Raw genomic sequence first — 20,865 nt, 5'->3', positions numbered from 1 at the left:
CTCGCGCCCGCGGGGCCGAGTCTCGTGGTGGGCGACAGTTCTCGTGCCCCGGAGCGCGAGAACCGTCGCCCAGCGCGAGTCTCGGGCAGGCGCGCGGCGCGGCCTACGGCATCGTCGCGTAGGACAGGCAGGCGTCGCGGAACATGTCGAGCGTCTCGTCGGTCGTCGACGCGAACGGCGACACCCGGGCGGTCCCGGACCGCGTCGTCACGGTGACGCCATGGTTGTGCATCGCCGCCGACAGCGCGGTCAGCCGACCCTGCGGCGGCCGAAGCACCACGATACCGGCACGCTCGCGAGGGTCGCGGCTGGACTCCACGACCAGGCCGAACTCGTCCGCGATGCCGAAGACCCGCTCGACCCGGTCCGAGACGCGCTCCTGCACGGCCCGGACTCCGACGGACGCGAGCCGCTCGAGCGACACCGCCAACCGGGCCTGCGCGACCGGGTCCATCCGCGTCGACCGGAACCCGGCGGCGCCCGGGCGCACCGACGGCACCTCGTCCGGCCAGCCGGTGGTCCCCGCGGGGCCGGACAGCGCCGGGCGGAGGCGGTTCAGCGCCCGGTCGCTGAACGCCACGAAGCCGGTGCCCCAGCCGGCGTGCAGCCACTTCTGCCCGCCCGTGGCGACGACGTCCGCGACCTCGTACGGGGCGTCCACGACGCCGAAGCCCTGGATCGCGTCGACGATGAGCAGGCGGTCGCCGATGACCTCGCGGATGCCGGCGAGGTCGACGAGGTAGCCGGTGCGCCAGTCCACGAGCGAGACCGCGACCGCCGTGACGTCGTCGGTGAGGCGTTCGGCGATCAGCGTGGGCGTGGTCCACCCGGCGCCGGACTCGATCACCACGGGCTGGACGCGGCCGCCGGTCGACGACGCCGCCGAGGCGAGGGCGAGCGGCATCGACGGGTAGTCGTCCGCGGACACGAGCACCCCACCGGTCAGCCCGAACGCGGTGTGCACGAGCCCCGGGGTGGTGGCGGTCTGCGAGACGACCTGGTCGTCGCGACGTCCGACGAGCCGGGCGGCCACGGTGCGCACACGGGCGTCCTGCTCGTCGAGCGTCTCCATCGCGCCGAAGCGCATGTGCTCCTGGATCGTCCCGAGCACCCGCTGCTCCTCGAGCACGGCGGTCTGGACGGGGCCGAACGCGGCGTGGTCGAGGTAGCCGGGCTCCTCGGCGAAGCCCGCGGCGTACTCGTCGGTGTTCACAGGTGCAACCTTCCGTGGAACGAAAAACCCTGTGAGTCTACTGGGACGGTCGCGAGGGGACCGAACCCGATCCGTTGCGCGCAACGAGGCCGGCGCCGCGCGCAGCGGCGGACACGGCTGCCCTGCTACGGACCGGCGCCGGACGATCAGCCGCCGAACCGCCGCGACCGCAGACCGAAGTCGCGCACGGCGCGGAGGAAGTCGACCTCGCGGAGGTCCGGGTAGAACGCCTCCACGAAGTAGAACTCGCTGTGCGCGCTCTGCCAGAGCATGAAGTCCGAGAGCCGTTGCTCGCCCGAGGTCCGGATGACGAGGTCCGGGTCGGGCTGCCCCTGCGTGTAGAGGTGGTCACCGATGAGCTCGGGCGTGAGGACCTCGGCCAGGGTGTCGAGCGTCCCGCCGCCCTCGCCGTGGGCCCGCACGATGCTGCGCATGGCGTCGGCGATCTCCCGACGTCCTCCGTACCCGACGGCGAGGTTCACGTGCAGCCCGGTGTGGTCAGCGGTGCGCTGCTCGGCGGCCGCCAGCGCGTCCACGAGCGACGCGGGGAGCCCCTCGTTCGACCCGACGTGCTGCACCCGCCAGTCCCGGTGGTCGGCGAGCACCCCGGCGAGCTCGGCGATGATCCCGACGAGTTCGTCGAGCTCCTGTCCGCCGCGGCCGGTGAGGTTGTCGGAGGAGAGCAGGTAGAGCGTCACGACCTCGATGCCGAGCTCGTCGCACCAGTCGAGGAACTCGGGGATCTTCGCGGCGCCGGCCCGGTGTCCGTGGGCCGCGGTCTCGAGGCCGAGCTGCTTCGCCCACCGACGGTTGCCGTCGACGATCATGGCGACGTGCTTCGGCATCGACGCACCGTCGATCTGCTTCCGGATGCGACGCTGGTAGGCGCGGTAGAGGATGCCCCGTCCCGTCGGTCCCACCCTGCTCGCCACGGGACGACTGTAGTGCACCACGCCTGCGGACCCGCAGGACGCGAGCGTGTTCGGCGGACGTTCGGACTGGGGCCCTACTGTCGCCCCATGCAGGCCACGAACGACACCGGGACCCTCCCGCACGTCCCCTTCACCGAAGAGGCGTCGACCGCGACTGAACCTCCCCGCCCTGCCTGGCGCGGCTGGATCCACCTCGGCACGTTCCCGTTCGCGATCGCGATGGGCGTCGTGCTCGTGTGCCTGGCGGCCTCACCGGCGGCGAAGGCCGGCAGCGCGGTGTTCATGGCGAGCTCGCTGCTCATGTTCGGCGTCTCGGCGACGTACCACCGGTTCCCGTGGGGGCCGACGGTGAAGAAGATCCTCAAGCGGATCGACCACACGAACATCCTGCTGCTCATCGCGGGCACCTACACGCCCATCGCGATCTGCGCCCTGCCGCACACGCTCATGGTCGTGGTGCTCTGGGTGATGTGGTCGGGTGCCGCGCTCGGCATCGCGTTCCGCGTCCTCTGGATCGGAGCACCGCGGTGGCTCTACGTGCCGATCTACCTCGTGCTGGGGTGCGCGGCGCTCGGCCTGCTCCCCCAGTTCTTCGCGGCGAGCATCCCGATGACCGTCCTCATCCTGTCGGGCGGTGTGGCGTACATCCTCGGCGCGCTGGTCTATGCCTTCAAGCGCCCGAACCCGTCGCCGACGATCTTCGGGTTCCACGAGGTCTTCCACGCCTTCACGGTCGTCGCGTTCGCGGCGCAGTGGGTGGGCGTGCTCATCGTGGCGCTCGACCCGGTGCGCTGAGCGCGGTACCGCTGAGCGGGCCGCGCCCGGCCGCACGTCGGTCGCGGCTACCCGCGTTCCGTGTCGTCGCCGACGTCCGCGCGGCCGTCCTCGGCGGCACGCCGCTCCGGCTCGTCGGTCGCGGCGCCTTCCGCACCCGCCTCGGCCTCGAGCCGCTCCCGGATCTCCGCCCGGTAGCGCGTCCGACGGATGCGCCGCGTCATGTCGATGACGAGCAGGATCGTCACGACCGCGACGACCGCGATCGCGATGAAGCCGGCGACGCCCGGGGTGACGTCGACGTCCGGGACGGTCGAGGTCGGGCTCGGGCTGGGGGTGGCGGCGGCGAGTGCCGCCCAGGTGGTGCTCACGCGGTGGTGTCCTCGTCTGCCGGGATCCCCGCGAAGAGGTCGGACTCCGGCGTCGACGTCGGCACGCGGGCCTCGACGAGCTGGTAGTCCTCGGTCGGCCACACCGTCGCGAGGAGGTCGTTCGGCCAGGAGAAGAAGAAACTGTCCGGCGGCACCTGGCTCGCGTGCGCGTGGAGCGCGGCGTCACGGGCCTCGAAGTGGCCCCGGACGTCGACGTGCGTCGTCGCGAGGTCCGGCCGGTCGGCGAACCGCTCGACCCACTCGCGGAGCTGCTCGACGCCGGGGCTGTCCGGGTCGCGCTCGACCATCGCCTCGTAGATCGCGGTGAAGCGGCGCGGGTTCAGCGTGCGCTCGTAGTAGAGCTTCGCGATCGACCACGGCTCCCCCGCCTCGGGGTACTTCGTCGGGTCGGCGGCGTCGCGCCAGGCCTGCACGGAGACCTCGTGCGTCCGGATGTGGTCCGGGTGCGGGTAGCCGCCGTTCTCGTCGTACGTGACGAGCACGTGCGGCCGGAAACGCCGGACGACGCGGACGAGTGCCTCGGTGGAGAACTCGAGCGGCACCGTGGAGAAGGTGCCGGGACGGACGGTCTCGCCCTCCTCGGGCAGACCCGAGTCGTGGTAGCCGAGCCAGACGTGGTCGATCCCGAGTGCCTGCTGCGCCGCGGCCATCTCGGTCCGGCGGTACCCGGCCATGTCGCGGTGCGCCCGCGTGGTCGCCGGCTCGCCGAGCTGGTCGTTGAGGATGTCGCCGGCCTCGCCGCCCGTGCAGGACACGACGAGGACCTGGTGGCCCTCGGCCACGTACTTCGCCGCGGTCGCCGCGCCCTTGCTCGACTCGTCGTCGGGATGGGCGTGGACGGCGAGCAGACGGTACGGCACGGGAGGTTCCTCGCGGTCGGAGCGGGCGCGGACGCGGGCGGCGCACAGCCAGGCGTGAACTACCCTGGAGATCAGGATAATCACCCCGGGAGCCCCGAACTGTCCGATCAGCAGCACCCCGCCACGCCGGCACCCGCCGCGGCCACCGCGACCGCGGCGCTCGACGACCGGTACGGCCGCACGCCGTCACGGGCGCGACGGGGTCGGTTGCTGGCGATCCTCGCCGCGGTCGCGATCGTCGTAACCTTCGGTGTCTGGGTCGTGTGGGCGGGGCCGGGGCAGACCGACCACGGGCTGGACACCGACGACATCGGGTACCAGGTGCTCTCCGACCACGCCACCGTCGTGCGCAGCCAGGTGTCCGTCGACCCCGGCACCCGGGCGGAGTGCGCCGTGCAGGTGCTGGACAAGTCGTACACGATCGTCGGGTGGAAGGTCATCGACCTCCCCGCCGTGGAGCAGCGCTCGCGCACCGTGTCGACCGAGGTCCGGACGACGACGCGCGGCGTGACCGGCTTGATCCACGACTGCTGGGTTCCCTAGACTGCTGTGATCCGCAGAGCGAGACCGGCCACACCGGCCGGTCTCGCTCTTTGTCGAAGGGATCACGATGAGCAACGACACCCAGGGCACCTGGTTGACCCAGGAGGCACACGACCGCCTCCAGGCGGAGCTCGAGCAGCTGTCCGGTCCGGCCCGGAAGGAGATCGCGGACCGCATCGAGGCGGCGCGTGAAGAGGGCGACCTCAAGGAGAACGGCGGCTACCACGCCGCGAAGGACGAGCAGGGCAAGATCGAGGCCCGCATCCGCCAGCTGACGGAGCTCCTCAAGCACGCCACGGTGGGCGAGGCCGACTTCGACGGCACCGCCGAGCCCGGCACGGTCGTCACGGCCGTGATCGCCGGCGACGAGTCGACGTTCCTCGTCGGCAACCGCGAGATCGTCGGCGAGGGCTCGGACCTCACGGTCTACAGCCCGGTCAGCCCGGTCGGTGCCGCCATCCTCGGGCTGCGCGCCGGTGAGAAGACGAGCTACACCGCCCCGAACGGCAAGGAGATCGCCGTCGAGGTCACGAAGGTCGAGCGCTACGAGCCGTAGGCGCTCGTCACACCGACCCCGCGGACGTGTCGCGCGGGTCGAACCACGAAGCCGACGTCGAACCAGGCCAGCGCCCTGCTTCCACGTCGGTTTCGTGGTTCCACGGCGCCGGTCGAGTTCAGCGCGCGACGACATCCCGGTGCGCCAGCGCGCGGCGGCACGGGAAGCACACCAGGTCGCCGACCGCGACGTCCGCCGGGAGCACCGCGTCCACGCCCGCGGTGCCGGCCGGGTTCGTGGTCACCGTGACGGCCGCGGAGGCCGCCACCGACGGGCGGCCGATCAGCCGGGCCTCGGTCAGCACCGCGCAGTCGGGCAGCACGGCGTCGAGCTCGACGAGGAGCACGCCCCACGGGCGTCGGACGCGCGTCACGGCAGCGACGGTCACGCACACCGTTCGCGGCTGCCAGTCGCGCGGGCGGTACCGCGGCGGGGCCTCCTCGGCGGTGTGCACGCAGGGCGTCCCCGCGACGGCCGCGAGCCGCTGCATCGACACCGCCCGCACGGTCACGTCGTCGACCGTCGCGGCGGTGGCTGCGGGCCACACGGTCGGGTCGAGCGGATCGGGCAGCGAAGCGCGGAGGGTGGGGAGGATCGACGTGAGGGTCATGACGGCAGCCTCACGCGCCTCCCGGCCGGCGTCGCCGTCGCGAACGGAACCCTGACGGAGCGGACCCGGACCCGTGCGGTCTGCTGACGGAGCGGTCGGCTGACGCGACGTCACCTGACGCCGCGGGCGTGCCCTCGCCGCGGGCGCGCCCCCGGTGCCTCAGCGCGCGATCATCTCGGGTCGGAAGCCGGCCTCCTGCAGGCGACCGAGGACCTCCTGCGCGTGCTCGGGACCCCTGGCCTCGATCGAGAGGTCGAGCGCGACCTCGTTGATGACGAGCCCCTGACCGTGTCGGGTGTGGAGCACCTCGACCACGTTCGCGCCCGCGTCGGAGATGACCTGCGCCACCCGCGCGAGCTGCCCCGGACGGTCCGGGAGCATGATCCGGATGCCGATGTACCGCGACGCCGCGACGAGACCGCGGGTGATGAGGCGCTCCATCATGAGCGGGTCGATGTTGCCGCCGCTCAGGAGCACCACGGTCTTGCCCGTGTCGCGCACCGAGCCGGCCATGATCGCCGCGACACCCACCGCGCCGGCCGCCTCGACGACGAGCTTCGCGCGCTCGAGCAGCACCAGGAGCGCGCGGGCGACGTCGTCCTCGGTCACCGTGACGACCTCGTCGACGAGGTCACGGATGATCGGGAAGTTCATGTCGCCCGGTCGCGCGACCGCGATGCCGTCGGCGATGGTCGGGGTGGTCTGGACGGTGACCGGTTCCCCGGCCGCGAGCGACGTCGGGTAGGCGGCGGCGTTCGCGGCCTGCACCCCGATCACGCGGATGTGGCGTCCCTGCCGCTCGGCGATGCCCTTGACCGCGAGGGCGATCCCGGCGATGACGCCGCCGCCGCCGATCGGCACGACCACCGTGTCGGCGTCCGGCACCTGATCGAGGATCTCGAGGCCGAGCGTGCCCTGGCCGGCGATCACCGCGGGGTGGTCGAACGGCGGGATGAAGACGGCACCCGTCCGGTGCGCGAAGTCCTTGGCGGCACTCAGGGCCTCCTCGACGGAGTGCCCGCGGAGGACGACGTCCGCGCCGTAGTGCCGCGTGGCCTGGAGCTTGGGCAGGGCGACGCCGACGGGCGTGAAGATCGTCGCCGGGATCCCGAGTTCCCGGGCGGCGAGGGCGACACCCTGCGCGTGGTTGCCCGCACTCGCGGCGACGACCCCCTTGGCGCGCTGCTCCGGGGTGAGCGCGGCGAGGCGGTTGTACGCGCCGCGGACCTTGTACGCACCGGTGCGCTGCAGGTTCTCGCACTTGAGGTGCACGGGTGAGCCGAGGAGCTCCGCGAGGTACTGGGACGACTCCATCGGGGTCACGCGGGCGACGCCGGCGATGGTCGCGCGAGCGGCCTCGATGTCCGCGAGCGTGGGGATCGCTGCGGTCGGGAGCTGGGGCGCGGTGGTGTCGGTCACGTGCCCATCATCGTCGCTCGCGGTCGTCGCCGCGAACTCGTGACGCGTGCGCGGCGACTCGTGACGTGTGCGCGGCGACTCGTGACGCGTGCGCGGCGACTCGTGACGCGTGCGCGGCGACTCGTGACCCGTCCGGGGCCGGGGCGCGCCGCGGGCACGGCCACGCGCCGCCCCGCAGCGTGCGGACTCAGCCGGCGGTGCCCTTCGACGCGGTCGGCTGCTGGTCGCTGCCGGGCTCGGGGACGTCGTCACGGTGCCGCTTCCGCCACTTCCGCCGACGCTTCTCCTCCTTGTTCGCCGCGTGGCCGCGCTGCTGCGCCTCGAGCACGTGGTCGGAGTCGAGCCCGCGCCACCGCCCGCTCGCGATGGTCGTCACCATGGAGTTCAGGGTGGCGATGAGCGGGACGGCGAAGAACGCGCCGGCGATGCCCGCGAGCCCGGAGGCCGCGGTGACGCCGAGGACGACCGCCAGGGGGTGCACCTTGACTGCGTTGCCCATCACGAGCGGCTGCAGGATGTGGCCCTCGATCTGCTGCACGGCGAGGACGACACCGAGCATGATGAGCGCCGCACCCCAGCCGTTGAACAGCAGCGCGACGATGACGGCGAGGATGCCGGTCACGATCGCACCCACGACGGGGATGAACGCGCCGAGGAAGACGAACACGGCGATCGGCACGACGAGCGGCAGCTGCAGGGCGGCCGCGCCGATGCCGATGCCGACCGCGTCGACGAACGCGACGAAGATCTGCACCTTGACGAAGCTCGTCAGGGTCGTCCACCCCGCGACGCCGGCACCGTCGATCGCCGGGCGGGCCTTGCGCGGGAAGATCCGGACGACCCAGCGCCAGACGTTCTTGCCGTCGATGAGCAGGAAGATCACCGTGAAGATGACGACGAAGAGCCCGGTCAGGACGTGGGTCAGCGACGAGCCGACGCTCGCGGCGCCGGAGAGGATCGACCCGGAGTTGTCCTGGAGCCAGTTCGTCGCCTGGTTCAGCGAGTTGTTGAAGTCCTTCTCGCTGATGTCGAGCCCGGAGTTCTGGAGCAGTTGCTGCACGGAGTCGTACTGCTGGAGCGCCCGGTCGCGCAGCGAGGGCCAGGCGGCCGCGATCTGGTCGACGACGAGCCAGATCAGCCCGCCCACGGCGGCGAGCCCACCGACGAGGCTGACGAGCACCGCGATCCACTTCGGCACGTGGTGCCGCTGCAACCAGTTCGACAGCGGCACGAGCAGCGACGCCACCACGATGCCGATGAGGAACGGGATGAGCACCTCGCTGAACAGCATGACGAGGTAGATGAACACCGCCACCACGCCGAGCACGACGAGCACGCGCCACGACCACGCCCCCGCGATCCGCATGCCTGTGGGCACCGAGTCCTCGACGACGGGATCGGGATGAGTCTTCTTGCTGCCCCAGGCCATGCCCGCCACTGTAGCGATGTGCAACCTGACAGGTTCCGGATCAGGCATACGGGCCCCGGGAAGGCGTGTCGGGGGATCGGTAGCGTCGGGGCATGGTCAGGACCACGCTCTCCGCCGCCGAGGCTCGACGGGTCGCGCTCGCCGCGCAGGGCTTCGGCTCGGCGCCGGCGCCGGCGGTGTCGACGCGGGCGCTGAACAGCGGGTTCGCCCGGCTCGGCCTGCTCCAGATCGACAGCGTGAACGTCTTCGAGCGCAGCCACTACCTCCCGCTCTTCGCCCGGCTCGGCGCCTACGACCGGGACACGCTCGACCGGCTCACCACAGCCAGACGCGGCCCGTACCTGGAGTACTGGGCGCACGAAGCCGCCTTCATCCCGCGCGACGACCTCCCGCTCTTCCGGTGGCGCATGGACGCGTTCCGCGAGCGTGACGCCCGACCGAACCGCGTCGAGCAGGTCGCCCGCACGGAGCGGGTCCGTCACGAGCTCCGGGCGCTGCTGCGTGCCGAGGGCCCCTCCCCCGCGAGCGCGGTCGAGCACGAGTCGAACGTGCGCCGCGGGCCGTGGTGGGGGTGGAGCGACGTCAAGATCGGCCTCGAGCAGATGTTCCGCTGGGGCGAGGTCGTCAGTGCCGGCCGGTCCGGCTTCGAGCGGGTCTACGCGTTGCCGGAGCAGGTGCTGCCGGACCGCTTCCTCGACGACGCACCGGACCGCACCGACGCCGTCCGGGAACTCGTCCGGCGAGCGACCCGGGCGCTCGGTGTCGGCACGCGCGCGGACATCGCGGACTACTACCGGCTCCGGGCGGACGACACGGGGCGAGCCCTCGCCGAGCTCACCGAGGCGGGTGAGGTCGTCCCGGTGCGGGTCGACGGGTGGACGGACCGTGCGTGGCTGCACGCGGACGCCAGGGTTCCCCGGAGCACGTCGGCGGACGCGGTGCTCAGCCCATTCGACCCGGTCGTCTGGTTCCGCCGGCGGGCCGAACGGATGTACGGCTTCCACTACCGCATCGAGATCTACACGCCGGCGCCGAAACGGGTGTTCGGGTACTACGTGCTGCCCGTGCTGCAGGACGACCGCCTGACCGGACGGATCGACCTCAAGAGCGACCGGCAGCGCGGAGTGCTCCGCGTCCGCACGGCGTGGGAGGAGCCCGGGGAGCACCTCGACGCCGAGCGGCTGGCCGAGGTGCTGCGGCGCACAGCGGCGTGGCAGGGGCTCGGCGACGTGGAGGTCACCGATCGCGGGACCGCTGCGCGCGCGCTGGCCGGGGCCCTCGGCGTCGCGCTGGTCCCGCACGAGTCGGCGGACGACACGGACGTGGCCGAGCCGCTCCCGGACCTGGAAGTCACCGTCTGACCGGCCGGGAGGCCCGTGGCGGCGCCGTCACGGGCCTCCCGGCGGCGCCGCCACACTCTGGGCGCGGTGCGCCGTGCTGCACGCCGATCACCGCGCCCTGAGCGCGGTGCGCCCCGGGGCGCCGCGGAGCGCCCCGGAGCGCCGCTCGTCCGGTCAGAACCGGTCGAGGCTCCCCCGCAACCGCGCGATGCGGTCGGGCAGCGGCGGGTGCGTCGAGAACAGCCGGTCCATCACGCCCGGCCGCATCGGGTCCGCGATCCACAGGTGCGCCATCGACGAGTTCTGCGTCCGCATCGGACGGCCGTACGCGCCGAGCTTCTCGAGGGCGCGTGCAAGCCCTTCGGGGTGCCTCGTCGTCATCGCACCGGTCGCGTCCGCGAGGTACTCCCGCTGCCGCGACACCGCTGCCTGCACGGCCACGGCGGCGATCGGGGCGACGATGACGGCCACGAGACCGGCGACGAGGAGGATCGGGTTGCCGCCGCCGTTGTTGTCGTTCCGGCTCCGCCCGCTCAGCCCGCTGAAGATCGAGATGCGGAGCAGGACGTCGGCGATGAGCCCGACCGCGACGACGAGCCCGAAGACCATCGTCGAGACGCGGATGTCGTAGTTCCGGACGTGCCCGAGCTCGTGCGCCATGACGCCCTCGAGTTCCTGGTCGTCCATGATCCCGAGCAGTCCCGTGGTCGCGGCGACGACGGCGTGCTCGGGGTCGCGCCCGGTCGCGAAGGCGTTCGGGGACGGATCGTCGACCACGTACACCCGGGGCATGGGCATGCCCGTCGCGATCGCGAGGTTCTCGACCGTCCGCCACAGCCGGGGTTCGGTCGTCCGGTCGATCTCGACGCCGCCCGCGATGGCCGTGGCCTGGCGAGCGGCGGTGAAGTACTGCAGCACCGCGTACCCGATCGCGACGACGAGCACGATGACGCCGATGGAGACGTTGCCCGCGAGGTACCCGCCGAGGAACCCGAGGGCGCCGACGAGCAGCAGGAAGACCAGGACGATCAGGACGGTGTTGCGCTTGTTCTGCGCGATCGCGCGGTACACGGCAGGGCGCTGCGGTCGGTCGTCCGGGTCAGAACTGGACGCGCGGGGGCTCGGCGATGGCCGCCGGTTCCGCGGTCTCGAAGAACGACGCCTCGGTGAAGCCGCGGTTCTTCGCGAAGGCGGAGTTCGGGAAGACGCGGATCTTCGTGTTCAGCTCACGGACCCCGCCGTTGTAGAAGCGGCGGGCGGACTGGATCTTGTCCTCGGTGTCGACCAGTTCCGACTGCAGCTGCAGGAAGTTCTGGCTCGACTGGAGCTGCGGGTAGCCCTCGGCGACCGCGAACACGCTCTTGAGGGCCTTCTGCATGTGGCCCTCGGCAGCGGAGGCGGCATTCGCGTCGCCGGCGCTGAGGGTCTCGGCGCGCGCGGCGGTCACGTCCGTGAAGACCGCTTTCTCGTGGGCGGCGTAGCCCTTGACCGTGTCGACGATGGTCGGGATGAGGTCGGCTCGCCGCTTGAGCTGCACCGAGATGTCGCTCCAGGCCTCGTCGACCCGGACCTTCAGCGTGACGAGCGAGTTGTACGTCACCCAGAGGTAGATCCCGATGACCACGAGGACGACCACCACCACTCCGACGACGATCAGCGTCGTGATGAGTCCGGTGTCCATGCGGGCGTACTCCTTTGCGCGTCGGGAACCGCGCGGTGACCGCGGTCGGGCTGGTCCGGGCGACGGGGACGACCGGGAACGGCCGTTCGGCGGTCGCGCGGGACCACAGCAGAGTCTACCGACGCTCAGCACCCGTCCGAGTCCCGCTTGCTGGTTCACGGGCGATTCCCGAGTCGCGCACACCGGGTGTTCGGGCTCGGCCCGCGCCCGCGGGATCATCCGCGAGGCGGATTGACCAACGGGCCGTCTTCGCGTGGGATGGGACCGGTGAACACGCCCGGGGAGAACGTGGAGCGGGCCGTCGGGGGCGACGGCCCCGTCCGGCGTCCCCCGACGGCGGCGGCCCGCCGGAAGCGGACCGTGATCGTCTCGACCACGCTGGCGGTCGCGGCGGTCCTCGCCGGTTTCGTGATCGCGCCAGCAGCGAGCGCCGCCACCACGCCGAGCACCGCCACGCCGGGCGCCGGCTCCGCGACGGTGGGCACCACGACCGCACGGGATGCCGCCACCGCCGCACAGCGCAGCACGACGACCGCGGACGAGGGCGGCGGCGACGGCGACTTCCTGCCCGGCGCGACGCCGGACCCGTCGGACACCCCCACGGGCCCGGTCTTCGGCCACCCGACGCCCACGAACCCGCCCTCGTCCACCCCGCCGGTCCCGCCGACCATCGCCGACCCGGGCGACATCACCACCGGCACGGCCCGGTTCCACGGCACCGGGACACCGGGCCACCACGTGCGCGTGGCCTCCGGCCGGGCAGTCTCCTGCTCCACCGTCGTCGGTCGCGACGGGACGTGGGCATGCCTCGGGACGGTGACCTCCGGCCCTGCCCAGGTGTTCACCGCGACCGACACCGATGCGCCGTCCCTCGGTTCCGTCGCCGCCCCCTCCTCCGACGTCATCACCCCGCCGACGCTCGCGACCACGGGGACGTCGAACGGCACCGTCGCCGGTGACGGCCGGGCCGGAGCACGGGTCACGGTGGGCGCTGCCGGGTCCTCGGCCGGATGGGACGCCACCGTCGGCGCCGACGGCCGCTGGACCGTGTCGCTCCCCCGGAGCGTCCGCGACGGTCGCCTCGAACTCGTCGCGAGCCAGACCGCGAGCACCGCGACCGGCTACCGTTCCGACCTCCGGAGCGCGGTCTCCGCCCCGCGGACGCTGACGCTCGACCGCACCGTCCCGGCCGCCCCGCGCATCCTCGACCCGGGCGCCGGCGACCGGGTCCGGACGCAACCCCTGGTGGTGTCCGGCTCCGGCGAGCCCCGCGCCGTGGTCACGGTGGCGGTCGATCGTTCCCCCGTGTGCATCGCGACGGTGTCCGCCGACGGCACGTGGGCGTGCTCGACGGCGCGCTCCGTCGTCCGGCCGGGCGCCCACTCCCTCACGGCGCTGCAACGTGACGCCGCAGGGAACACCTCGCGGTCGTCGACCCCGGTCGCGGTCGTCGTGACCGTCGCGTCCGCGGGGCCCACGGCGACGACGGGCAGCGGGACCGGGACACCCGGGCCGACCACCGGCGCCGGGACCACCACGGGAGCCGCGAGCGGCCACGGACCGGACGGCAGCGAGCCGTCCGGCACCGGTCCCGCCGGCGGGAGTTCCGACGGCGGTCACGACGGCTCGACGACCGGCGGTGCCGCTGCGGGCTCGTCCGGCTCGGGTCCGAACGCCGGCGCGTCGGGCGGCCGTGGCCTGGACTGGTCGGGGCCCGCGGGCGACTGGAGCGCCCGCACCGCCTACGACCAGGCCGTCCCGACCATCCAGTCGGTGTTCTCGTGGCGGACGGTCGTGATCGCGACCGCGGTCGCCGCGGGCTTCCTCGTCCTCATCGCTGCGCCGCTCGCGGTCGTCGCCGGGGTGGCACGCGGGCGCATCCGATCGCCGTTCGCTGCGCTCCTCGGCCGCAACCGCCCCCGCACCGGGCGTTCCGGCGCCGAGGACGCCCTGCCGACCTGGGTCTCCGTCGTGTCCTCCGTGACCATCGCCACGCTGTGCACGGTGCTCGGGACCGGGATCTCGCTCGAGGCCCGCTACGTCCGACTCGCGGTCGCGGTGGCCGTCGGCTCAGCGCTGCTCACCGCGGCGTTCGTGCTCGCCACCCGCTGGGCTGCCGGCCACGACCGGCACCTCGTCGGTCACCGCGTGTCGCCCGTGCTCGTGCTGGCCGCCCTCGTCGCGTGCGCGCTGACCCGCGCGGGGGACCTCTCCCCCGCCCTCGTCGTCGGCGTCGTCCTCGTGCCCACGGGTCGAGCGGACCTCGGCACCGGACCGATGCGTCTCGGCTCGGAGGTCGCGGGCCGTCTCCGTGGTGCAACCTGGCGGTCGGCGGCACTGCTCGTCCTCGCCGTCGCCGGGTGGGGTGTGCACAGCGTCGCGGGCCGTGGCGGCTTCTGGACGTCGCTCGTCTCGGACGTCGCGATCACCCTGTGCGTCGGTGGCCTCGGTGCCGCCGTCGTGTCGCTCCTGCCGTTCACGGGGTCGGCGGGCGCCGCGCTGCTCGCCGGGGCGCGCGGCCGGTACGCCGCGCTCGTCCTGGTCGCCACCGCGCTCGCGGCCGCCGTGTACTCCGGCAGCACGGGCACCCACGTCGCCCCGGCCGCGTGGGTCGTCGCCGTCGTCCTGAGCATCGCCGCCGCCGTGGCCGCTCGCCTGTGGGCCCGCGCGGACGCCACCGCGCCGTCGTGACGCGCGGCGCTGCGGCGCTCCGGCGCTGGGCGTCCTGACGCCCGCGCATCCCCGGCGGACGCCTCGGCGCCGTCCTGACGCCGGGGGACCACCGCGGATACGCTGACGATCGGTGTGCGAACGCACGAGGAACGTCCAGGGAGCGACGATGACCGACACCCATTCCGACTACGACCCGACGCGCTTCCGGGAGGTCTTCGAGGGCAGCTACACCTACGCGAACGGCTTCGCACGGAACCGGCACCGCTTCGCGAACCGCCCGGCCCTCCGCGACCCGGACACCGACCGCTCCTGGACCTACGCCGAACTCGGCGACGCCGTCGATCGCGTCGGCGGGTGGCTCCTCCGCCACGGCGCGACGACCGGGTCGGTCGTCATGGTCGAGCTCTTCAACGGCCCCGAGTTCGCCATCACCTACCTCGCGTGCCACCGCATCGGCGCGGTCTTCTCGCCCACGAACTTCCGGCTCGCCCCGGACGAGGTGGCCTTCATCGTCGAGGACTCCGCCCCCGTGGTCCTCGTGCACGACGCCGCGCGGAACGCCGAGATCGTCCAGGCCCTGGAGACGTCCGACCACCGTCCCGCCCACGTCGTGACGGTCGGCGGCGACCGTGACCAGTTCGCCGAGCTCCTCGGCGCCGATCCCGTCTCGGCCGACGAGCTCGCCGCGGCCGAACCGCGCGACACCTACGCCGAGACGACCCGCCTCTACACGAGCGGTACGACCGGGCGACCGAAGCCGGTCCCGCTGCCGAGCCTCGTCGAGGTGCTCAGCGCGCACGACGTGATCATGCACTTCCCGCTCAGTCCGTTCGACAAGACGCTCAACATGTCGCCGTTGTTCCACCGCGGCGGTCTGTACTCCGGCGGCCCGAACCCGGTCTTCTACGTCGGCGCCGAACTCACCACCCTCCGCCACTTCGACGCCGACCGGGTCCTCGACCTGGTGGAGTCGGAGCAGCTGACGTTCCTCATCGGCGCTCCCCCGAACCTCGTCGCGCTCGCGAACGCGCAGGAGGCGAGGCCCCGCGACCTCTCGAGCCTGCACGGCATCGTGACGATGGGCGCACCGCTCGACCGGGCCGCCGCCCTGCGCTACCAGGAGCTCCTGTCGCCGCGGATCTTCAACGGCTACGGCACGACGGAGACGTTCTGGAACACGTTCCTCCGACCGGAGGACTTCCCCGACGGTGCCGGCTCGACCGGGCGCGCCAGCACGGACGACGACGTCGCCGTCGTGCGCGTCCACGAGGACCGTTTGGCGGCCCCGACCGACACCGTCGCCAAGGACGGCGTCGAGATCGGCGAGTTCGCCGTCCGCACCGTGAAGTCGGGCTACTCGTACCGGAACCCCGGTCTCGAGGCGGAGAAGTTCGCGAACGGCTGGTTCTACCCGGGCGACCTCGCCACGTGGGACGAGCACGAGCGCGTGACGATCGTCGGTCGCAAGGACGACATGATCATCTCCGGCGGCGAGAACGTGCACCCCGTCCAGGTCGAGGCCGCGCTGCAGGAGCACCCCGGCGTGGCGGACGCGATCGTCGTCGGGATCCCCGACGAGCAGTGGGGCGAGGTCGTCACCGCGTACGTCGTGCGCGCCCCGGGCAGGCTGCCCGAGGACGACAGCGAGGCAGCGTCCGTCCTCGAGGAGTGGACGGCCTCCCACCCGGGCCTCGCCCGGTACAAGCGGCCGCGGCGCTACGGCTTCATCACGGAGCTCCCGTACAACGCCACCGGCAAGAAGGTCCACTACCTCGCCAAGGCGACCGCGGCGGCGGACCAGGCGGCGGGCCGTCTCATCGCGCCCTGACGGGTCGCCACGTCCTGACGCGTCGCCCCCGGCGCCGGCGCACCACTCGTCGGACGGGAGGCACGGTGCGGGCCGGCACCGCGCCTCCAGTCCGGTGGGTCAGCCCTGGCCGCGGTGCGGCGCGTTCCGGCGGAACAGCCCGGGGAGCAGTCCACCGATCTTGGTGCCGACGCACAGGCTGACGAAGGTCGCGAGCGGGGTGGCGAGCGCCACCGGGTCGAACGTCGCGACCGCGACGAGGCCGACCGTGCCGGGCACCAGCAGGAGGAACGCGGGGAAGAACGACACGTTCGCCGGGATGACCGGGACGATCCGTTCGAGCACGCGCGTCGCCACGAAGAGCAGGGCCGCGGTGGCGCCGGTCGCGACCACGCTCCCGCCGATCGGCGTGATGCCGGTGAGCAGGCCGTACGCGGACGTCATCACCACGACGGACACGAGGGTGAGGCGCCACCCGGACTGGAAGACCAGGCCGAGCCCGACGGCGAGGAACACCACCGCGACCCACGAGACCCAGTAGGGCGGCACGGCCTCCCACCCGCCGCGGTCGGTGCCGACGCCCGCGACCTCGCCGACGAGCGCCGCGGACGACGGGTCGACGTGGAGGCCCGTGAGGGCGCTGCCCGCGGCGATGCCCGCCGCCATGAACCCGAGCATGATGATGCCCTGCATGAGCCGGGACGAGCCCGTGACGATGTCGGCCGCGGTGAGCTCGAGCAGGGCGTTCGTGATGAGCGCACCGGGGACGAACACGGCGACCGGGGCACACACGGCGAACAGCGGCACGTGGTCGAAGCCGGTGCCCGCGGCGACCAGGCCGACGATGGCCGTCGACACGAAGGCGGCGAGGAACGGCACGATCGCGAGCGCCTCGCGGAAGCGACGGAGCACGAGGCCGATCACCCCGACGAGGGCGCCGACGCCGAGGGCGAGGAGCACCGCCCACCACGGGCAACGGAACACGACGGCGAGCCCGGCCGAGGTCAGCGCGTTGCCGAGGATCCACGGCAGCGGTGCGGGCAGCCGGGTGCTCGCGCGGATCGCTCGGACGCGGGCGGGGATCTCGGCGAGGCCGATCGAGCCGCTCTCCAGGCCGAGGACGATCCGGTTCGCCCGAGCGGACTGGCGTGCGGAGAGCTCGACGCCCTCGGCGTTCACGATCGTCGCGGCGCCGGTCGCGGTCTCGCTGACGATGACGAGTGCGGGCAGGACCCCCACGGCGAGCTCGGGGCCGATGCCGGCGGCGTCGCGGGCCTTCTCGAGAGCCGAACGGACGTCGGTGACCGAGCTGCCGGCGTCGAGGAGGAGGGCGCCGAGGGTGCCGAGGAGCATGCCGACCGGGACCGCTTCGCCGTCGATGACCTCGACGTGCGGTTCGGGGCGGCGGAGGGTGTTGCGCAGCTGGGCGATGGCGCTTCCGAGTCCGACCACGAGTGTCGATGGTAGCTGGCGCGGCGGGGCGGGCGCGGGGCGGGGCGGGGCGGGGCGGGGCGGGGGCCGAGTCTCGCGCGCAGCGACAGTTTTCGCGCCTTCTCCCCCGAGAAGTGTCGCTGGCCCCGAGTCTCGGTCCGGCCACCCCGAGTCTCGGTCCGGCGACCCCGAGTCTCGGTCCGGCCACCCCGAGTCTCGTGCGTACCCCCGGTGGGACTCGAACCCACAACTCGGCGATTTTAAGTCGCATGCCTCTACCGATTGGGCCACGGGGGCGGGCCGCAACAGCCTACCGAGCCGCCCCCGCCTCCCCGGACGCCGCCACCCGGAGAACGCCGGACGGCGGCCACCCCGCAGGGTGACCGCCGTCGGTGGTGGTGCTGGTGCCTACTTCGCCTCTGCGGACGCCTCGGCCTTCACCGGCTCGGCCTCCTTGGAGACGTCCTCGGCGGGCGTCGCGTACGCAGGGCCGGCGGCGTCGGCCGGCTTGCCCTCCTCCGGCGCAGCGGCGGCAGCCGGGGCCGGCGCCTCGACGGCGGGCTTCGGACGCGAAGCGAACGCCTCGAACGCAGCGCGCGGGGTCTCGCGGTCGTCCAGCGACGCGATGTCGCGGCCGAGGAAGAAGCCGCCCACCCAGTCGCCGATGACGCGCCACTTGCGCTCCCACGACGGCATCGCGAGGCCGTGGTAGCCGCGGTGGGCACCCCAGGCCAGGAAGCCCTTCATGGCGAACTTGCCGGACTGGAACACGCCGATGCCGAGACCGAGGCCCGCGACCGCGCCGAGGTTCTCGTGCTTGTAGTCGGTCGTCGCCTCGCCGCGGATGACCGCGACGAGGTTCTTCGCGAGCTGCTTCGCCTGACGGACCGCGTGCTGGGCGTTCGGCACGCAGAAGCCGCCGACGCCACCGCCGGTGAGGTCCGGCACGGCCGCGACGTCGCCGCAGGCCCATGCATCGGCGATCACACCGTTGTCGTCGACCACGCGCAGGTCGGGCTGGACGCGGATGCGACCACGCTGCTCGAGCGGGAAGTCGGTGCCCTTGACCATCGGGTTCGCCATGACGCCGGCGGTCCAGATGATGAGGTCGGACGGGATCGTCTGGATCGACTCGTCCTTCGCCTTGAGCTGGCAGACGCCGCCCTCGGCCGACGCCAGCTGCGTCTCGAGGTGCACGGTCGCCCCACGGGACGCGAGGTTCTCGAGCACCCAGTGCGAGGTCTCGAGCGACACCTCGGGCATGATGCGACCCATCGCCTCGACGAGGTGGAAGTGCGTGTCGTCGAAGGACAGCTGCGGGTAGCTCTTGAGCAGGTCGGAGACGAACGAGCGCAGCTCGGCGAACACCTCGATGCCGGCGAAGCCGCCGCCGACCACGACGACGGTCAGGAGTCGGTCACGCTCGGGCCCGGCCGGCAGGTTCGCCGCCTTGTGGAAGTTCACGAGGATCTTGTCGCGGATCGCGGCGGCTTCCTCGATGGTCTTGAGGCCGATCGCCTCGTCGGCGACGCCCGGGATCGGGAACGTGCGCGAGACCGCACCGGCCGTCATGACGATCTGGTCGTAGGTCTCCTCCCACGGCTCACCCTCGGACGGCGTGATCGTCGCGGTCTTCGCGGCGTGGTCGACCTTCGTGACCTTCGCCGTGACGACGCGGGTCTTCTTGAGGTGACGACGGTGCGACACGACGGCGTGACGCGGCTCGATCGAACCGGCGGCGACCTCGGGCAGGAACGGCTGGTACGTCATGTACGGCAGCGGGTCGACCATGACGACCTCGGCTTCGCCCTGACGCAGGTGCTTCTCGAGCTTCCAGGCGGTGTAGAAACCGGCGTAACCGCCGCCGACGACGAGGATCTTGGGCACGGGGGATGATCTCCTTGGAGTGGGGTAGTTTGCCGGGAGGCTGGTCAGAGTTCGCCGCCACCCGCCCCGACTCCGGCGTCTGCACCCTCATCATACGCCCGGCACTCGCACCGGGAGGGCGACCAGTCCACACGCTCGAGCGCGAGGTCACCGATGGGGTTGACGCCGGGTCCGGCGGCGAGGGCGTGACCGACGAGGGCGTGGAGGCACTTCACGCGGGTGGGCATGCCACCGGCACTGATGCCGTCGATCTCGTCGACGTGCTCGATCGACTCACGGTCGGCCAGGTAGGACTCGTGGGCGGCGCGGTACTGGTCCGCGACCTCCGGGTCCTCGAGCAGGGCTGCCAGCTCGGGCATGACCTGGTTGGCCTCGAGGGTGCTGACCGCGGCGGTGGCCGCGGGGTGGCACAGGTAGTACAGCGTCGGGAACGGGGTGCCGTTCGACAGCCGGGGCTTCGTGGACACGACCGTGGGGTTGCCACAGACGCAGCGTGCCGCGATCCCGATGACGTCGCGAGCCGGTCGCCCGAGCTGCGCCGAGACGACGCGGACGTCGTGCTCGGAGGGCGGGTCGAAGGGAGGGGTCGTCACGGGTACGTGAGCCTACCCGAGTCCGAGGCGTCGTCCTACTTCGTGTCGCCGGTGCCGGAGACGTCCGGCGCGACGAGCTGTTCCGCGCTCTCGTCGGTCAGTCCCGATTCGAGGACCGAGGACAGCATGGCCTGCACCCAGTCGACCTTGGGCGTCTGCACCGTCGAGCTCACGGGCGTTCCGGAGTCGGTGCGCGGACGGCTCGACGACCCCGCGTCCTCGCTGCCCATGACGAGGTAGCTCTCCTCGCCCGGGTAGACGTAGAGGAGACGGTCGCGTGCCTGCGCCTCGATGTAGGCCGGGTCGTCCCAGCGGGCGACGTCCTGGCGCTTCTGCGCGACGTCGGACTTCTGCGCGGCGACCTGGTGCTGCTGCTGCGCGATCTGCTCCTGCTGCTGGATGAGGGTGCGCAGCGACGGCGCGAGGACCACGACGAAGAGCACGATGATCGCGAGCATGAGCAGGCTGAAGCCGGAGAACCGGATCGACCGGTACCAGGGCTGGTGCGCGGCCGCCCCGGCCTGCGGCAGCGCGACCGGGACGCGGCGGACGCGGGGCTTCTGGCTGGGCACGTCCCGACGATAACCCGCACGGTCGCGTGGCCGGGCCCGGCACGCGGGTGTCGGGCACCCTCCCAGCGTCGGCCTGGAGGCACGGCTCGACTCCGTCCCGCTGCTCCCGTGACCGGGACGGCGGACGACGAGACGCCGCCCTCCCGGAGGAGG

Annotated in this window: 19 protein-coding genes and 1 tRNA gene; 6 read left to right on the top strand and 14 right to left on the bottom strand. The window is 72.7% G+C overall.

The annotated features are described in order from the left end of the window. Positions 1-103: 103 nt before the first annotated feature. Both MON03_RS03830 and MON03_RS03825 read right to left on the bottom strand, forming a co-directional pair. Positions 104-1,213, bottom strand: coding sequence for an aminotransferase class V-fold PLP-dependent enzyme (locus MON03_RS03830; RefSeq protein WP_242090626.1), 1,110 nt, complete (start codon positions 1,211-1,213; stop codon positions 104-106). Between the two features lie 146 nt (positions 1,214-1,359). Beyond that, complete coding sequence (locus tag MON03_RS03825) at positions 1,360-2,145, bottom strand: isoprenyl transferase (RefSeq protein WP_031272331.1); 786 nt, start codon at positions 2,143-2,145, stop codon at positions 1,360-1,362. An 87-nt stretch (positions 2,146-2,232) separates the two neighbouring features. On the opposite strand from MON03_RS03825, the gene trhA reads away from it, so the two are divergent. After that, positions 2,233-2,940, top strand: coding sequence for a PAQR family membrane homeostasis protein TrhA (trhA, locus tag MON03_RS03820; RefSeq protein WP_242090624.1), 708 nt, complete (start codon positions 2,233-2,235; stop codon positions 2,938-2,940). Positions 2,941-2,987: 47 nt separating this feature from the next. Here the strand turns inward: trhA and MON03_RS03815 are convergent, their stop codons facing one another. Beyond that, a complete protein-coding gene (locus MON03_RS03815; RefSeq protein WP_022902294.1) occupies positions 2,988-3,290 on the bottom strand; it encodes a hypothetical protein in 303 nt (100 codons plus the stop codon). Continuing rightward, positions 3,287-4,171, bottom strand: coding sequence for a mycothiol conjugate amidase Mca (gene mca / locus MON03_RS03810; RefSeq protein WP_175328492.1), 885 nt, complete (start codon positions 4,169-4,171; stop codon positions 3,287-3,289). Before mca ends, MON03_RS03815 begins: the two co-directional genes overlap by 4 nt. 54 nt (positions 4,172-4,225) lie before the next feature. Between mca and MON03_RS03805 the strand changes: the two genes are divergently transcribed. After that, the gene (locus MON03_RS03805; RefSeq protein ID WP_175328491.1) at positions 4,226-4,714 is read left to right on the top strand and encodes a DUF4307 domain-containing protein; all 489 of its coding nucleotides are present in this window, start codon (positions 4,226-4,228) and stop codon (positions 4,712-4,714) included. Positions 4,715-4,781: 67 nt separating this feature from the next. Beyond that, positions 4,782-5,270 (top strand): transcription elongation factor GreA, encoded by a 489-nt coding sequence (gene greA / locus MON03_RS03800; RefSeq protein ID WP_022902296.1) that lies wholly within the window; start codon positions 4,782-4,784, stop codon positions 5,268-5,270. 118 nt (positions 5,271-5,388) lie between these two features. On the opposite strand, the gene MON03_RS03795 is transcribed toward greA, so the two are convergent. From MON03_RS03795 to MON03_RS03785, 3 genes are all read right to left on the bottom strand, one after another. Further along, entirely contained in the window at positions 5,389-5,880 is a 492-nt protein-coding gene (locus MON03_RS03795; RefSeq protein WP_242090622.1) for a hypothetical protein, read from the bottom strand. Positions 5,881-6,039: 159 nt separating this feature from the next. Continuing rightward, positions 6,040-7,299 carry a threonine ammonia-lyase gene (gene ilvA, locus MON03_RS03790; protein WP_242090620.1) on the bottom strand — a complete coding sequence of 420 codons (1,260 nt, stop codon included), beginning with the start codon at positions 7,297-7,299 and terminating at the stop codon, positions 6,040-6,042. A gap of 187 nt (positions 7,300-7,486) precedes the next feature. Next, entirely contained in the window at positions 7,487-8,728 is a 1,242-nt protein-coding gene (locus MON03_RS03785) for an AI-2E family transporter (protein WP_022902299.1), read from the bottom strand. 92 nt (positions 8,729-8,820) lie between these two features. On the opposite strand from MON03_RS03785, the gene MON03_RS03780 reads away from it, so the two are divergent. Continuing rightward, positions 8,821-10,089 carry a winged helix-turn-helix domain-containing protein gene (locus MON03_RS03780; RefSeq protein ID WP_242090617.1) on the top strand — a complete coding sequence of 423 codons (1,269 nt, stop codon included), beginning with the start codon at positions 8,821-8,823 and terminating at the stop codon, positions 10,087-10,089. Positions 10,090-10,242: 153 nt separating this feature from the next. Here the strand turns inward: MON03_RS03780 and MON03_RS03775 are convergent, their stop codons facing one another. After that, the gene (locus MON03_RS03775; protein WP_022903129.1) at positions 10,243-11,139 is read right to left on the bottom strand and encodes a M48 family metallopeptidase; all 897 of its coding nucleotides are present in this window, start codon (positions 11,137-11,139) and stop codon (positions 10,243-10,245) included. A gap of 28 nt (positions 11,140-11,167) precedes the next feature. Next, the gene (locus MON03_RS03770) at positions 11,168-11,734 is read right to left on the bottom strand and encodes a LemA family protein (RefSeq protein WP_148286145.1); all 567 of its coding nucleotides are present in this window, start codon (positions 11,732-11,734) and stop codon (positions 11,168-11,170) included. 282 nt (positions 11,735-12,016) lie between these two features. Here MON03_RS03770 and MON03_RS03765 point away from each other — a divergent pair, with 282 nt between their 5' ends. Next, positions 12,017-14,440: an Ig-like domain-containing protein gene (locus MON03_RS03765; RefSeq protein WP_242090615.1), complete on the top strand. Its 2,424-nt coding sequence runs from the start codon at positions 12,017-12,019 to the stop codon at positions 14,438-14,440. Positions 14,441-14,588: 148 nt separating this feature from the next. Further along, on the top strand, positions 14,589-16,250 hold the full coding sequence (locus MON03_RS03760) for a class I adenylate-forming enzyme family protein (protein WP_242090613.1): 1,662 nt from the start codon (positions 14,589-14,591) through the stop codon (positions 16,248-16,250). A 99-nt stretch (positions 16,251-16,349) separates the two neighbouring features. On the opposite strand, the gene MON03_RS03755 is transcribed toward MON03_RS03760, so the two are convergent. From MON03_RS03755 to MON03_RS03735, 5 genes are all read right to left on the bottom strand, one after another. Further along, positions 16,350-17,681: a threonine/serine exporter family protein gene (locus MON03_RS03755; RefSeq protein ID WP_175328483.1), complete on the bottom strand. Its 1,332-nt coding sequence runs from the start codon at positions 17,679-17,681 to the stop codon at positions 16,350-16,352. A gap of 202 nt (positions 17,682-17,883) precedes the next feature. Next, positions 17,884-17,957: transfer RNA gene (locus MON03_RS03750), tRNA-Leu, on the bottom strand. A 111-nt stretch (positions 17,958-18,068) separates the two neighbouring features. Continuing rightward, positions 18,069-19,547: an NAD(P)/FAD-dependent oxidoreductase gene (locus MON03_RS03745; RefSeq protein ID WP_022904804.1), complete on the bottom strand. Its 1,479-nt coding sequence runs from the start codon at positions 19,545-19,547 to the stop codon at positions 18,069-18,071. Between the two features lie 44 nt (positions 19,548-19,591). Continuing rightward, complete coding sequence (locus tag MON03_RS03740; RefSeq protein WP_175328482.1) at positions 19,592-20,140, bottom strand: DUF501 domain-containing protein; 549 nt, start codon at positions 20,138-20,140, stop codon at positions 19,592-19,594. 35 nt (positions 20,141-20,175) lie between these two features. Next, positions 20,176-20,712: an FtsB family cell division protein gene (locus MON03_RS03735; protein WP_022904805.1), complete on the bottom strand. Its 537-nt coding sequence runs from the start codon at positions 20,710-20,712 to the stop codon at positions 20,176-20,178. Between the last annotated feature and the right edge of the window lie 153 nt (positions 20,713-20,865).

The organism is Curtobacterium sp. DN_7.5 (assembly GCF_022655355.1).
Classification (GTDB): domain Bacteria; phylum Actinomycetota; class Actinomycetes; order Actinomycetales; family Microbacteriaceae; genus Curtobacterium; species Curtobacterium luteum.
This window is presented reverse-complemented; position numbering and strand designations above follow the sequence as displayed.

Bases quoted from the DNA above. Each gene is read 5' to 3' on its own strand.
- MON03_RS03795 (WP_242090622.1), bottom strand. From the start codon at position 5,880: ATGACCCTCACGTCGATCCTCCCCACCCTCCGCGCTTCGCTGCCCGAT.
- MON03_RS03780 (WP_242090617.1), top strand. From the start codon at position 8,821: ATGGTCAGGACCACGCTCTCCGCCGCCGAGGCTCGACGGGTCGCGCTC.
- trhA (WP_242090624.1), top strand. From the start codon at position 2,233: ATGCAGGCCACGAACGACACCGGGACCCTCCCGCACGTCCCCTTCACC.
- greA (WP_022902296.1), top strand. From the start codon at position 4,782: ATGAGCAACGACACCCAGGGCACCTGGTTGACCCAGGAGGCACACGAC.
- MON03_RS03785 (WP_022902299.1), bottom strand. From the start codon at position 8,728: ATGGCCTGGGGCAGCAAGAAGACTCATCCCGATCCCGTCGTCGAGGAC.
- MON03_RS03760 (WP_242090613.1), top strand. From the start codon at position 14,589: ATGACCGACACCCATTCCGACTACGACCCGACGCGCTTCCGGGAGGTC.